General features: G+C 70.0%; 15 protein-coding genes. 10 read left to right on the top strand and 5 right to left on the bottom strand.

Annotation, left to right across the window (positions count from 1 at the left end; all coding sequences use genetic code 11):
* Positions 1 to 156: 156 nt before the first annotated feature.
* Together ACQPY0_RS27595 and ACQPY0_RS27590 are read right to left on the bottom strand one after the other, a co-directional pair.
* On the bottom strand, positions 157 to 678 hold the full coding sequence (locus ACQPY0_RS27595) for a hypothetical protein (protein ID WP_432994234.1): 522 nt from the start codon (positions 676 to 678) through the stop codon (positions 157 to 159).
* Between the two features lie 122 nt (positions 679 to 800).
* Entirely contained in the window at positions 801 to 1,814 is a 1,014-nt protein-coding gene (locus ACQPY0_RS27590) for a PQQ-binding-like beta-propeller repeat protein (protein ID WP_432994232.1), read from the bottom strand.
* 525 nt (positions 1,815 to 2,339) lie between these two features.
* Here ACQPY0_RS27590 and ACQPY0_RS27585 point away from each other — a divergent pair.
* Together ACQPY0_RS27585 and ACQPY0_RS27580 are read left to right on the top strand one after the other, a co-directional pair.
* Complete coding sequence (locus ACQPY0_RS27585) at positions 2,340 to 2,474, top strand: hypothetical protein (protein ID WP_432994230.1); 135 nt, start codon at positions 2,340 to 2,342, stop codon at positions 2,472 to 2,474.
* Positions 2,475 to 2,611: 137 nt separating this feature from the next.
* Positions 2,612 to 2,794 carry a hypothetical protein gene (locus ACQPY0_RS27580; protein ID WP_432994228.1) on the top strand — a complete coding sequence of 61 codons (183 nt, stop codon included), beginning with the start codon at positions 2,612 to 2,614 and terminating at the stop codon, positions 2,792 to 2,794.
* Positions 2,795 to 2,796: 2 nt separating this feature from the next.
* Here ACQPY0_RS27580 and ACQPY0_RS27575 read toward each other — a convergent pair whose 3' ends face one another.
* On the bottom strand, positions 2,797 to 3,072 hold the full coding sequence (locus ACQPY0_RS27575) for a YggT family protein (RefSeq protein WP_432994226.1): 276 nt from the start codon (positions 3,070 to 3,072) through the stop codon (positions 2,797 to 2,799).
* Positions 3,063 to 4,304 (bottom strand): wax ester/triacylglycerol synthase domain-containing protein, encoded by a 1,242-nt coding sequence (locus ACQPY0_RS27570; RefSeq protein WP_432994224.1) that lies wholly within the window; start codon positions 4,302 to 4,304, stop codon positions 3,063 to 3,065. The genes ACQPY0_RS27575 and ACQPY0_RS27570 overlap by 10 nt, the downstream gene beginning before the upstream one ends.
* A 144-nt stretch (positions 4,305 to 4,448) precedes the next feature.
* On the opposite strand from ACQPY0_RS27570, the gene ACQPY0_RS27565 reads away from it, so the two are divergent.
* Positions 4,449 to 5,084, top strand: coding sequence for a hypothetical protein (locus ACQPY0_RS27565; RefSeq protein WP_432994222.1), 636 nt, complete (start codon positions 4,449 to 4,451; stop codon positions 5,082 to 5,084).
* Positions 5,085 to 5,147: 63 nt separating this feature from the next.
* Here ACQPY0_RS27565 and ACQPY0_RS27560 read toward each other — a convergent pair whose 3' ends face one another.
* Positions 5,148 to 6,755 carry an FAD-binding oxidoreductase gene (locus ACQPY0_RS27560; protein ID WP_432994220.1) on the bottom strand — a complete coding sequence of 536 codons (1,608 nt, stop codon included), beginning with the start codon at positions 6,753 to 6,755 and terminating at the stop codon, positions 5,148 to 5,150.
* A gap of 441 nt (positions 6,756 to 7,196) precedes the next feature.
* Here ACQPY0_RS27560 and ACQPY0_RS27555 point away from each other — a divergent pair, with 441 nt between their 5' ends.
* From ACQPY0_RS27555 to ACQPY0_RS27525, 7 genes are read left to right on the top strand one after another with little or no spacing between them, the layout of a single operon-like run.
* Positions 7,197 to 8,096: an ABC transporter substrate-binding protein gene (locus ACQPY0_RS27555; RefSeq protein WP_432994218.1), complete on the top strand. Its 900-nt coding sequence runs from the start codon at positions 7,197 to 7,199 to the stop codon at positions 8,094 to 8,096.
* A 1-nt stretch (position 8,097) separates the two neighbouring features.
* Positions 8,098 to 8,919: an ABC transporter ATP-binding protein gene (locus ACQPY0_RS27550; protein WP_432994216.1), complete on the top strand. Its 822-nt coding sequence runs from the start codon at positions 8,098 to 8,100 to the stop codon at positions 8,917 to 8,919.
* Positions 8,916 to 9,704 carry an ABC transporter permease gene (locus tag ACQPY0_RS27545; RefSeq protein ID WP_432994214.1) on the top strand — a complete coding sequence of 263 codons (789 nt, stop codon included), beginning with the start codon at positions 8,916 to 8,918 and terminating at the stop codon, positions 9,702 to 9,704. The genes ACQPY0_RS27550 and ACQPY0_RS27545 overlap by 4 nt, the downstream gene beginning before the upstream one ends.
* The gene (locus ACQPY0_RS27540; protein WP_432994212.1) at positions 9,701 to 10,384 is read left to right on the top strand and encodes a cysteine hydrolase family protein; all 684 of its coding nucleotides are present in this window, start codon (positions 9,701 to 9,703) and stop codon (positions 10,382 to 10,384) included. Before ACQPY0_RS27545 ends, ACQPY0_RS27540 begins: the two co-directional genes overlap by 4 nt.
* Positions 10,381 to 11,535 carry a M24 family metallopeptidase gene (locus ACQPY0_RS27535; protein WP_432994210.1) on the top strand — a complete coding sequence of 385 codons (1,155 nt, stop codon included), beginning with the start codon at positions 10,381 to 10,383 and terminating at the stop codon, positions 11,533 to 11,535. Before ACQPY0_RS27540 ends, ACQPY0_RS27535 begins: the two co-directional genes overlap by 4 nt.
* Positions 11,522 to 12,970, top strand: a complete 1,449-nt coding sequence (locus ACQPY0_RS27530) for an amidohydrolase family protein (RefSeq protein WP_432994208.1) — start codon at positions 11,522 to 11,524, stop codon at positions 12,968 to 12,970. Before ACQPY0_RS27535 ends, ACQPY0_RS27530 begins: the two co-directional genes overlap by 14 nt.
* Positions 12,971 to 13,001: 31 nt before the next feature.
* Positions 13,002 to 13,580 carry a 2-hydroxymuconate tautomerase gene (locus tag ACQPY0_RS27525; protein WP_432994206.1) on the top strand — a complete coding sequence of 193 codons (579 nt, stop codon included), beginning with the start codon at positions 13,002 to 13,004 and terminating at the stop codon, positions 13,578 to 13,580.
* The last annotated feature ends 10 nt before the right edge of the window (positions 13,581 to 13,590 follow it).

The following is a 13,590-nucleotide window of genomic DNA, read 5'->3' as shown; positions in this document are numbered from 1 at the left end:
GGACGCTCGCTCAGCGGCATGTCGGCGAGCCTGCCGACCAACTCCCGATGACGTCCCGTAGCGAGCTGATCGCGGCATGAGCGCGCAGCTGATCAAGACGTCTGTCCCGGTGGATCGACGCTACGCGCGGTTGACGAAAGGTTCGCACGCTCCGGATTACTGTTGATCAGTTCGGCCGAAGTTCCACTGTGCAGGCAGGGGGCTGTCACAACAGGCACAGGTGAAGTCGTTGTCCCGCACGACGTTGCGCTCGCCGCAGGCCGGGCAGCATCGGAATGTCACCTTGTCGGTAAAGTCGTCTGGGTGCCGTACGCCGATTCGGTCGAGCGCTTCGCCGACGGCTGGCCAGGAGTCCGGATCGGGGCAATATCCGGTCGACTGGTTGGTCACCTCGATCACGTGCCAGCCGGAGGCGGCAGGGGCGAACGCGATTTCGCCAGCTGCTAGGACGTCGCGTCCGCCGGCCAGGGCGATGTGTTCGGAGCGCCGGGGTGCCAACCTGAGTTCGCTGTTGAGCGTCACGACGTAGGTGAAGGGCTCGACGAGTTCACCGCGCTTACGCCCGGCGAGCCAGCGTGCGAGGGCGGCAGCGGTATCGACGGTGACGGTGTCCGCCCTCACCACCCGATCGCGCAGCTCAGGCGGCCCAACATAGCTGTACCGCCTGGCATGCGTCACCGGGCGACGGTATCTGCTGGCAGCTGGACACGTCCACACGAAAACCCGGCCGCACCGCTCATGGTCAAGCAGCGCCCGGTCGACGGCAGATGTGGGCAGCCGATCGAGCCGGGCGGTCACTGCTACATGCTTGGGACGTTGAGCGTGGTGAGGTGCCCTTTGCCGATGGTGTGCGCCAGGTAACTGCCTGCGGTGAACAATTGGTCGATGCGGGTTGGCAGCCGCACGCGGGCGCGGATTCCACCAGCGCGGTCGATCCTGACGAGGTTGCCGTCAGATCGGGCGAACAGCGCACCACCAGGAATGGGAACGGGAGCGCAGGATGCGCCGGGCGACAGGGACGTGACCTCGGTACGGCTGCCATCGATCAGGTCGACCACCGTGATGCAGGCGTCCTCGGCCAGCAGGAGCCTGCCTTCACTCAGCACCGGTGCCAGCGGTGGTAGGTCTCGTTCGTGCTGCCACAGTATTTCCACCCCGATGGCGGGGCGGAAGGCCATGACGGTGCGCCTGCCGCTGATGAACACTATGCGGCCGTCGTCGCCGAGTCTGTACGCGTGGCCGGAGTCAGGAAAGCGCACCGGCGCGGGCAGCGGCCACGCACCCAGATCAACTCCCGTTCGGGTGTCCAGAAGTCGGAGTTCCGGCCGGCTGGCACTGGCGAGGAGTACCGCGTCGGCGGCAGAATTCGGCTCCGGCATGAGCCTTAGCGGCAGAGGCCAAGCCAACGAATCGCCTGGGGCGTACGGCGAATCGTAAGGGGCAGGCATGCCGTCCGCGAGGTCAACTCGCATCAGTGGGTGGTAGCCGCGCCAGCCGCCCAGCAGAATGACGGCTCCGCTGAGGCTGGCGTAACGATGGAATCGCAGACCGGGTGTCGACCACATCCGGCGCCCACTGTGCAGATCGAAGCAGTGCAGAACACCCATCTGGCTCAGATAGAGGCAGCGTTCCTCCGCGACGACGGTCGTGCCCCAGCAGTCCTCGACGCGCTGGTCCCAAAGCAGCGCACCACTGCTCGGATCCAGCCGCACCAGACGCGAGTGTCGCTCCGCCACGACCAGAGCATCGGAGGTCGCCGCCACTGCCGTCGGGCTGGACCGCAGGCGCAAAGGCCGCGACCACAGAACCTCCATGGATTGATCCACGATCCCAGTGTTACGTACTGCGCAGGCGTGACCGGACCCCCTTGCCCGTCCGACGCACTCATCTCGGCGTTTGAGCGCGCTCGTCGGCACGCCGTCCGATCCGCGCTTGACGCAACGCTGTTGCAGCACGTCGGCCGCCTGGCGCTTCGAGAGGCCCCAATTGTCAAGGGGCTCTCACCGGCACGGAGCTGGTCCACGTAGATTGAGCACTCCCTGCCGTTGGGCGCCTTGCCCTTGCCCGCGTACAGCGCCTCCTCCGCCTTCGTACGGAGATGCCCCGGGCAGCCTTGTCGATCGTGCGCAACTGGACCCGCTTGAAGCCGTCAACCTTGATCAGGCCGAGCATCTCCTCCTGGGTCTGATACACCTGGGCCTCGGGACTCTTCTGACATGCCCCGAGAACGCGGGTCAACCTGGATCACGGCATGCACAGGGATCTTATGGTCATGCTTTTCCCGTACGCTGACGCCACACGGGACGACGGGGCGATGCGGTCGAAACGCGATGGGTGTCGTGAAGATGAGTGAGGCGCGGCAGTCGATGGCTCATCTGCTCGAGGCGGTCGAGATGCTCGAGGACCGGTCGTGGGAGCTGGTCAATGTCTTGGCCAAGGAGAACTTCTACGCGGTGATGCGCCGCCGGCCCTGACTCGCCGGCTGGTCACTGCAGGAGAATGCCGGCGAGGTGCGCACGGGCCGGCGCCCGGGCTCGGCGAACCGGTTGACGGCCATCAGCGCTCGCCGGGTTGAGATGCCGGACCCGGCCGCCGGGCCCATACTGAGATCATGGCTGACGCGGACCACCTGGATCCCGAGCAGTACCCGCCGATCAACCCCGCCGAGCCGGTCCCCGACGACGCCGGCGAGCTGCTGCCGGACACGCCGGACACGCTGCCGGCGGCGCTGGTCGAGCGGAAGCCGGGCGACGACGGGGACGACGGCCGGGGCGGTGTCCACGAGCCCGCGTAGGGTCAGATGATCGCGCGGATCACCAGAATCCCCACGAACACCACGATGAAGGCCAGGTCGAGCGAGACCCCGCCCAGCCGCACCGGCGGCAATGCCCGGCGCACCGGCGCGAGGACCGGCTCGGTGACCCGCCACACGGCGGCGGTCAGCCGCGCCCGCACCGACCCCGTCGTCGACGGGCCGGCCAGCACGGCACTCCAGTCGAGCACGGCCCTGGCGATCAGCAGCAGCTGGAACACCAGCAACGCCAGGCTCAGGATGCCCAGAATCAGTCCCACGGAAACCCTCCGCTCCCCGTTACCTGGCTGCAACTGTGCGTCGGAAAACTGTGAGCCGGCTGAGTACGGGGTGCGAGGGCGGACCACTCCCGCTCCATCCCGGCCAGCAGCACCGGCAGGTCCGGGAAGCGGTCGCGGTCGGCGACCACGGTGACGGCGAGGCGGCCCGCGTAGGACAGGGCGACGAACGCCACCATCAGATTGCCCGCGATCGCGCCGAGCGGGATCAGGTCGAGCACCGGCACTCCGCAGGCCCGCACCGGCGCCGGCGGCCCGGTCACGTCGCTCTCGACCAGGTTGACGAGGCGCTGGCCGCGGGCGAGGCGGCGGGCCAGTCCGGTCCGGGCGGCGAGGACCATCAAGCGCGGCTGGGCGGCGGCGGCCTGGCCACGCTTGGCGCGGTTCGTCTCGGCGACGACGGCCCGCAGGCGCTCGGCGGGGCTCGCGTCGCTCAGCGCAAGCCGCACGACGACGCTGCCGTTGCGGTTGCCGCCGGTGCTCTCCTCCCCCGGCTTGCGCAGCGAGACGGCGACGGCGACCCGCAGGTCGACGCCGGCGACGGGTTCGCCGCGGGCCCGCAGCAGGTCGTGCAGGCCGCCGATGATGACGGCCAGGATGACGTCGTTGGCCTTCCCGCCGGCCGCGTGCGCGACCGCCCTCGCCTCCGCCAGGTCCATGCGGGTCACGCCCAGGCGGCGGCCGGCCCGGACCGGGGCGTTGAGCGAGGTGCGCGGCGCGGCCCAGGCCTGCCGCAGCGTCCGCCAGGCGCCCGGCACGGAAGGGCTCGGGAGCGGCCGGTTCGGGGGCGGCACCGGGGGCATGGACGGGTCCAGCAGCTCGCCGATCAGGCGGATGGCGGCGGTACCGTCGGCGAGCGCGTGATGCAGCAGGACGATCAGCGCCGCGCGGCCCCGCGGCAGCCCGGTCACGACCCAGAGGTGCCACAGGGGCCGGGAGCGCTCCAGCGGCGTGGCGATGAGACGCTCGGCCAGGCGCAGCAGCTCGGCCTCGCCGGCCGGCGGTTCGAGCGCCACCTCGGTGACGTGGTTCTCCAGCCGGAACGCGTGGTCCTCGACCCAGCACCCGCGGTACAACTTCCGGCGCAGTTTCGGCCCGGGGCGCAGGCTCTGCGGCGCCGGGCGCCCGGCGAGGATCAGGATCGCCCCGACGTGCATCGGCGACTCCGGTGCTTCCATCGCCACGCTGGTCAGATCGACGGCGCTGAGCCTCATGCCACCACTGTGCGTCCGATGGGCGGGCCGCGGCAGGGGCCAAGGTCCCGGGCCGTTCGGGTGGTTGTCCTCTACGGGCCGGGGCGCGTGACGAGGAGGCTGAAGGCGTCAAGGACATGAGCCATTCAGCCCCGGAGGGCCGCCATGAAGCGTAAGACACTCGACGTCATCGTCGGCTTCGGCCTGGTGCTGCTGGCCGGGCTGCTCCTGATCGCCGGCGTCGTGCTGACCAGCAACGCGAACTTCGCCGACGACTACGTCAAGACCCAGCTGGCCCAGCAGCAGATCACCTTCAAAACCGCCGGCACCCTCACCGCCGAGGAGCAGAAGTCCGCATGCCTGGTCCAGTACGCCGGCCAGCAACTCAACAGCGGCAAACAAGCCGAATGCTACGCCAACGAATTCATCGGCCTGCACCTCAAGTCCATCGCCGGCGGCAAAACCTACGCCCAGCTCGGTGACGTCCAGACCGACCTGAAGAACCAGCTCACCACCGCCCAGACCGCCGGCGACAGCGCCAAGGCCACCGACCTGCAGAAGCAGCTCACCGACGTCAACGCCCAACGCGAAACCGTCTTCAAGGGCGAAACCCTCCGCGGCCTGCTCCTCACCTCCTACGGCTTCAGCGAATTCGGCACCAAGGCCGCCCAGGCCGCCATCGTCGCCTACACCGCCGCCGGCCTGCTCTTCCTCCTCGGCGCCGCCGGCCTCATCCACGCCGCCCGCACCCCGAAGAGCCAGGGCTTCGCGGTCCCCGAGCCCGAGCTGGCCAGGAACTGACCGATCCCCGGCGAAGGACCGGACCCCGCGACCGGGGTCCGGTCCTCAGTGTTGCAAACGGACTCAGCCTGGTTGAACGGACAACCGGTGCTGGAACACGTTGCGGGGGTCCCAGCGGGCCTTCGCCCGTTGCAGGCGGGGATAGTTGGCGCCGTAGTACAGCGTGTGCCAGGGCACGCCGGAGGTGTTCCACGCCGGGTCGGCGAGGTCGACGTCCGGATAGTTGATGTACGAGCCGTCGTTGATCGCACCGGGCACCGGCACCCCGCCGGTGCCGGCGTAGACGTCGCGGTAGAACTCGCGGATCCAGGCCAGATGCCGGGCGTCCTCGGCCGGGTCGGCCCAGCCGGCGAGGTAGAACAGCTTGACCACCGAGTCGCGCTGGGCCGTCGCGGTCGCCGCCGGTGACACGGCGTTGATCTGCCCGCCGTACGTGTTGAGACTCAACGACCCGACCGGGTTCTCGTAGTCGGCGCGGGTCAGGTGGTGGTGGACGGCGGCGAGCTGCCGGTCGGTGAAGCCGCCGCGCAGGTACCCTGCCTTGGTCTTCAGCCGCCACTGCTTGCCGTCGTCGCCGTTGCCCCGCAGCGCCGACGCGAGCCACGGCACGGTCTGCCGGGTCACGACCGGTGTGACGCCGACACCACGGCTCAGCGCCGCGACGTGCTCGTCGAGCAGCCGCGCACCGTCGGCGCCGCCGGCCACCTGGCCGATCAGCGAATGACCGCCGGCGGGCCGGCGCGACAGCACCAACTCGCCGTACAGTCTGGCCTGCGGCCCGCCGGGTGCGCCGTACTGCACGCACCAGTCGGTGAAGTTCCGGGCCAGCCTGGCGAAGTCCCGCTCGTCCATGCCCTCCCACGGCCACCACACCGTGAAGGTCAGCACCGACGCGGGCGGCCGGGGCAGCAGGCGGCCCGGATCGTTGCCGGTGACACCGGGCGAGCGGAACCAGTATCGCGTGACGACGCCGAAGTTGCCGCCCCCGCCACCGGTGTGCGCCCACCACAGGTCCCGGCCGGGGTCCGACGGCTCGCGGGTGGCGACCACGGTGCGGGCCGTGCCGTCGCGGTCCACGACCACCACCTCGACGGCGTACAAATGGTCGACGACCAGGCCGTGCAGGCGGGACAGCGGCCCGTACCCGCCGCCGGCGACATGGCCACCGGCACCCACGCCGGGGCACGAGCCGCCCGGCAGGGTCACGCCCCAGCCGAGGTGGAGCCTGCGGTACACCTCACCGAGCGTGGCGCCCGCCTCGACGGCGAATGCGCCCCGCAGCGGGTCGTAGTGGACGCCGGTCATGCCGGACAGGTCGATGACCATCCGGACGCTCGGGTCGTCGACGAAATCCTCGAAGCAGTGCCCGCCGCTGCGGACCGCGATGCGCCGCCCGGTACGCACCGCTTCCTGTACCGCCGCCGCCACCTGCGCCGTCGAGCCCACCACCCGCACCTCGTCGGGGGTGCCCACAAACCGCCGGTTGCCCCGGCTGACCAGATGTTCGTAGCGCGGATCGTCCGGACCCACCCGGACCGGGCCCAGCGGTGGCGGGCAGTTGCCCGGTGGGGCGGCGGACGCGGGCGCCGCGCCCCGATCGGTGACCACCCCGGCGGCCACGGCCGCGGCGGCGGTGGCGCGGAGCAGGTCTCTACGGCGGTGTGCAACCATGTCGCGGACACTCCGTTCCAGTTGTCGGCGCCCCGCTGCGTCGGGGCCCGCCGACAACGCTATGGACGCCGGTCGACGCACGACATCCCGTTGACCACCGCGTCCGTGCTGAGGAAAGCCCCACCCCGAGCCCTGACAGCTCAACGCAGGAGCGCCGCGTCGACTGCGCAACGGCCTGCGGGCCGGCTGGGTCCTGAGCATCTCAGACATGTCGTACACCGGAAATCTCGCCGAAATAGAGGTCTGACAACTTACATCTGACCAACAGAGCGACTGTGTCCGATCGCCTCGGACATCCCCCAACTCGGAGGCATCGCTATGAGTACATTCGGTTGCTGGAGACGTGGCGCTGGCATCGCCTTGACCGCCGCCCTCGCCGCGGGGATGCTCGCCGGCTGCGGCGATGGCGAATCGGGCTCGGAGCCGGCCGGAGCGACCAAGGTGAAACTGCTCCTGCCGGCCGGCGTCGGCCTCAACTGGGCTGCCTTCCTCGTCGCGCGAGACCGGTACTGGCCCAAGATGGGCCTGAACGTGGAAGGCGTCGGCACCAATGGGTCGTCGGCCGTGGTGCAGCAACTCGTCGCGGGCAACGGCATGTACGGGATCGCGGGAGCCTCGGCCGTCTACTCAGCCGCCGTCGAGGGAGCCAAGATCACCGGCATCGCCACCACGACCCACGACGACGTCGCGCGGCTGAGTGTCCCGGCGAACGACACCAGCATCCAGTCCCCGGCCGACCTGCGGGGCAAGGCTGTCGGCATCACCTCGGCCGGTGACGGCTCGCTGCCCGTCGTGGCGGCCGTCATGAAGGCCGCCGGGGTCACCGACTACGAGAAGCCGATCGTCGGGGACGGCGGGCCGGCCGTGGCCAACGCGTTCCGTACCGGCAAGATCCAGGCCTTCGCCCACGGTGTCAGCGACGTCGCCGGTATGGAGATCACCGCGGGCTTCCCGCTGCGCTCCATCATGCCGAAGGAATTTGTCGGACTACCCGGCAATGTCCTCGTCGTTCCGAGCGCCGCACTCAACGACGCGGCCCGGAGCGAGGTCGCCTTCAAGCTTGCCAGCGGGTGGCTGCATGCTGCCGAGTGGCTCATCGACAACCTCACCGAGGGCACCAGAATCGCCTGTGAACAGGTCCCGGAGGCCTGCACCGACCAGGCCACCGCCGACCTCGCCGTCAAACTGGCGTCGCAGACCACCGAGCCCCTCGACGACCAGCTCGGCTACATCGACCCGGGAAAGGCCCGCACCCTGCTCACCGCCGTCGTCGGTGAGGTCACCGTGCCGATCGATGACGTGCTCACCAACGAGTATCTCGACGAGATCGCGGGATACTGACGTGCATCAGGCCACCAGCTCCGTGGCGGTGCCGGCGGGTACGGCCGACACCGCCATCCGAGTGGACTCCGTCACCAAGACCTACCGGGCCAAGGGACACAGTGTCCTGGCCTTGTCCGACGCCGACCTCGACATCCGCCGTGGCGAGTTTGTCGCCCTGGTCGGGCCGAGCGGCTGCGGCAAGTCCACACTGCTCAAGATGCTCGCTGGACTCGAGGAGAGCGACTCCGGCACGATCACCGTCAATGGCGAGCCCGCCTCGGCCGGTCGGCGGGACACCGGCATCATGCTGCAGTCCGCCACCATGCTGCCATGGCGCAGCGTCCTGGAGAACGTGCTGCTGCCGATCGAGGTGCTTGGCCTCGACCGGACGGCAGGCCGGGACCGGGCCCGGGATCTGCTCGCCCTCGTCGGTCTCGAAGGATTCGAGCATCGGCACACCTGGGAACTCTCCGGTGGGATGCAGCAGCGGGTCAGCCTGGCCCGACTGCTCGTGTTCGAGCCCGACATCCTGCTCATGGACGAGCCGTTCGCGGCGCTCGACGAGTTCACCCGAGAGCGGCTCGACCTGCAACTGCAGGAACTGCAATCCACCCTCGGCCGCACCGTCGTCTACGTCACGCACAACATCGGCGAGGCGGTGATGCTCGCCGACCGGATTGTCGTCATGACACCGCGGCCCGGCCGCATTGTCGCGACGCTGCCCGTCGAGATGCCACGACCCCGCAGCGGGGAGACGCTGTCGCATCCGGAGGCGCTCGCGCTCATCGCACGCATTCGTGCCGAACTGGGCTTCCGCGCCGCGTCGGAGAACCTGGCATGAGCGCGATGGACGTCGGCAAGGCAACCCGCCGCCCCTTCGGCTGGCTGCTGCCGCTGGCTACCCTCGCGGGAGTTCTCGCCCTGCTGGAGATCCTCGCCCGGACGGATGTGATCAACAAGCTCATCTTTCCCGCACCGACCGCCGTTGTCGAGGCGCTGATCACCCTCGGCGGCCGGGAGTTCTTCTGGCGCAACCTGTGGGTCACGGCGATCGAGGCGCTCTCCGGTTTCGCCATCGGCGGCAGCCTGGGCTTCCTGTCCGGCACGATTATCGGCCTGAGTGGCTTCGCCCGCCGCTCGCTGTATCCGCTCGCGGTAGCGATCCAGAGCACGCCGCAGGTCGCCATCGCGCCGCTGTTTCTCATCTGGTTCGGCTTCGGGCTGGCGCCACGGATATTCTTCGCGGCGACCACCTGCTTCTTCCCGGTCCTGGTCGCCGTCGTGGTCGGCCTGAACGCCGCGGACCAGGATTCGCGTACGCTGCTGCGCTCACTCGGGGCCTCCCGCCTCACGACGTACCGGCGCCTGCTGCTGCCCGCGTCGTTGCCCACCACCTTCTCGGGCATACGCACCGCCGTGCCGCTGGCCCTTGTCGGCGCGATCGTCGGCGAGTTCGTGGGCGGCAACCTCGGACTCGGGGTACTCATCACGACGTTCAACGCGCAACTGCACGTCGCCTCGTCGTTCGCCGTCGTGCTGGTGCTGGCCGTCATGGGGTTCGGCGGGTACGCCCTTGTCGAACTCGTCGACCGCCGCCTGCTCGGCTGGCACCACCGCCGCTCATGAGCGCCGGGAAGCCACCGCAGGCGGGCGCCGACCGCCTCGCCGCACTCGACCCGGCGGCCACCGCGCTGCTCGTCATCGACATGCAGAACGCCTTCGCCCACCCTGGGGGCACGCTCGGCGAGTCCGGTGTCGACCTCGGTGAGGCCGACGCGGTGACCGCAGCCGTGCGTGACCTCGTTGACGCCGCCGGCGCGTGGATGCCGGTGATCTGGACCAAGCAGGTGCACCTGTGGCCCGACCGTGGTCGGGAGGCCAAGCGGCTGAGCCCGCACACCAGCAAACGCACGCGCGTCGCCGCGCTGGATGGCACCTGGGACGCCGCGCTACGCGACGAGTTCGCCGCGTACGACGACGGCGGAGCCGACGTCGTCGTGAAACACCGCTTCGGTGCCTTCTACGCGACACGGCTGGACGCGCTGCTGCGGATGCGAGGAGTCCGGACATTGATCATCGTGGGAGCGACGGCGAACGCCTGCGTCGACACCACCATTCGCGAGGCGTACATGCGCGACTTCGACATCGTGGTGCCGCTTGACGCCGTCATCGCTGTCGACCCCGAGTGGAAGCGCCTGGCCGCCGCGACCTGGAACCACTACTTCGCGGCGGTTACCGACACCGCCACCGTGCTCGGCTGGCTCCGCCACACGCCGCGGCACCACCCAGGAGGAGCAGAATCTTGAGCATCAGGGTCCAGCCCGGTGAATGCATCGACCAGCCGGCGCGTACGACGGTCGACCGGATCCGCGAGGCCGCCGGCGCGCTGCGGCTGGACGGGACGGTCCTGCTCTCCCCGCAGGGCTTCACCTACGCCACCGGCCTGCGCATCGTCTCCCACCCGTTGATGCGCTGGCGGCACGCGGCCGCACTGGTCGGACCCAACGGGGTGGACGGGGTGCTGGCGATCGACATGGAACGGGCTTTCGTGGCCGGCGCCCTCCCGTCGGCGCGGCTGGCGGTCTGGAAGGAGTTCGTGGACGAGCCGATGGAGGTACTGGCCCGGCTGGTGACGGATGTCTGGGGGTCGGGACCGTTGCGGCTCGGCATCGAACTCGACTTCGTGCCCGCCGGACGGTTCGAGATCCTGCGCTCGCGGCTGCCCCAGGTGCAGTGGGTGGCGGCCGACGCGGCGCTGGAACAGGCCCGGGCCCGCAAGAGCTCCCAAGAACTCGACATCGTCCGCATGCTCTCCCTCGCCGCCGACCGCGCCCTGCTGACCGCGTTGCGGTCCACGGCAGCCGGCGATACCGAGGCCCAGGTCGGCGAGCGGATCATCTCGGCCCTGTACGCCACCGGCGTCAGCGAGCACCGGTTCCTCATCGCGGCGACGGGCGAGGGCAGCCAGTACGCCAACGCTGGTCCCACCGACCGCGTCGTGCGGCCCGGCGACGTCGTACGCGTCGAGGTGTTCGCCAGCCACCACGGGTACCAGGCCGGCGTGGCCCGCACCGCAGTGGTGGGCCGCGCCTCCGACGAGGTGCGGTGGCACTGGGACGTCGTCAGCGCAGCTCGCCGCGCCGGCCTCGACCTGCTGCGCCCCGGCGTCGACCCACGCGCGGTGTACGCCGCCTACGTCGAGGCGCTGGGCCCGCTGCGCGAGCACGCGATCGCTTTCTTCGGCCACGGCATGGGGCTTGACATGCACGAATTGCCCTACATCAGCGCGCACTCCACCGACGAGATCTCCGAGGGGGCCATCATCGGCATCGAACCGTTCGCGATGATCCCGGGCCGGTTCGGCTTCCAGGTCAAGGATGTCGTCGCGGTCACCGCTACCGGTTACGAGATCGTCTCCGACCTGCTGGACGGGGGTGAGCTCTATGTCATCGACTGAGCCGATCCGCACGTACTTCGAGGGCCTGGACTTCGTCGCCACCGTCGACGCGGCGGACCGGCTGCTGCGGGCCGCGACGGTGGTCGTCGTCGCGGACCGGATCGTCGCGGTGGGCGACCGGGCGCAGGTGCGCGCTACGCTGCCGCCACGCCCCGGCGATGTGGTGCGCGACGGGTCGCGGCTCGGCATGGTGCCGGGCTTCATCGACACCCACGTGCACCTGTCCGAGACGCTCTCGCGCGCCGCGTTCCCGGACAACCTCAATACCCGTGCCTGGGTGTTTCACTGGGCCAAACCCTTCTACGCCCATGTGAGCGACGCGGACGAGTCGGTCAGCGTGAGCCTCGGCGCGGCCGAGTTGCTGCGCAGCGGCACCACCTGTTTCCTCGACATGGGGGCCCAGAACGACCCGGGCATCACCGCCAGGGCGGCGGCGGCCACCGGCATCCGCGGTATCACCGGACGGCACGCCGCCGATCGCAAGCCGGATCAGATCCCGGCGGGGTGGTCACCGGAGATGATCGACCACCACTTCTTCCCCGACGCGCGCACCGCGCTCGACGTGCTCGGGCAGGCGGTGCGGGACTGGAACGGCTACGCCGAGGGCCGGATCCGGTGCTGGGTCAACATCGAGGGCAAGGAGCCGTGCTCGCTGGAACTGCATGTCGGGGCGCGGCAGCTCGCCGAGGAGCTGGGCGTGGGCACGACCTACCATCTGGCGTCCAGCCGGCAGGAGGCCGAGGTCTCACAGCGGCACCACGGGATGTGGCCGATCAGCCGGATCCATCAGCACGGCGGGTTGGGTGCCAACCTGGTCCTCGCCCACGCCGTCGCGGTGCGGGACCACGAGGTCGGCCTGCTGGCCCGCACCGGCACGAGCGTGGCCTTCTGCCCCTCGTCGTCGATCAAGCTCGCCAAGGGCGCGGCGGCCATCGGGAAGTACCCGGAGATGCTCGATGCCGGCGTGACCGTCGGACTCGGCACGGACGGTGTCGCCGCTGCCGGCAACCTGAACCTGATGCGCCAGATCCACCTCATGGCCGGGCTGTTCAAGGACGCCCGGGTGGACGAGAACCTGGGCGGCGCCCGGCGCGCGCTGCGCATGGCCACCATCGACGGAGCCCGGGCACTCGGTTGGGATGACGAGATCGGCTCCATCGAGGCCGGCAAGAAGGCGGACTTCGTGCTCTTCGCCCTCGACCACCACGAATGGGTCCCGTTCCACGACCCGGTCCAGGCACTCGTGTGGTCGTCGAGTCCGGCCAGCATCGCCGAGACCTGGGTTGACGGCCGCGCTGTCTTCGCCACGGGCCGGGTCGCCGCTATCGACGAGGTGGCGTTGCGCGCCGAGGCCCGCGAACGCGCCGCCACGATCGTCAGCCGCGCCGGACTGCGCGCCGCTGACGTTCCAGTCACCACGTCGCTCTACGACTGAGCGCACCGCCAACCGGCTGAAGGGATCCACGATGCCGTTCGTCAACGTCAAGCTCTGGGAAGGGCGCACGCCCGAGCAGAAGCGCCGGCTCGTCAAGGCGATCACCGACGCGATGGTCGAGCACGCCGGCGCCAACGCCGAGCATCTGCACGTCGCGATCGACGACTATCCGCGCGAGTCCTGGGCCCGGGCCGGGGTCCTCGCGCTCGACATGCCGGCCACCCACCCGACGCTCAACAGCGAGAAGCCCCCGCTGCTGTTCGGCTTGGGCCACCTGCTGCTGCAGGTGCGGGACCTGCGCCGGGCTGAGGCGTTCTACCTCGACTTCCTCGGGCTCACCGTCCGCAAGCGTGAACTCTTCCGCGACGGCCGGCCGCTCATCGTGACCGAGCAGGGACTCGGGCTCACCGAAGGCCGGCCGGACGGGGAATCCGTCGTCGAACATATCGCCTTCCGCGCCCGCAACATCCGCACGATCGCCGAGCGCGCGGCGCAGCGGGGGGTCTCGATCGTGCACGGTCCTGAGCCGAGCGGGTACGGCCTCAGCCTGTACCTGCTCGACCCGGATGGCAACAAGATCGAGGTGTTCGGCGACGCCGCCGGCACCTGAGGTCCCCGAC

The sequence above is a fragment of the Dactylosporangium sp. CA-233914 genome (genome assembly GCF_050942935.1).
Taxonomy (GTDB): Bacteria; Actinomycetota; Actinomycetes; order Mycobacteriales; family Micromonosporaceae; genus Dactylosporangium.
This window is presented reverse-complemented; position numbering and strand designations above follow the sequence as displayed.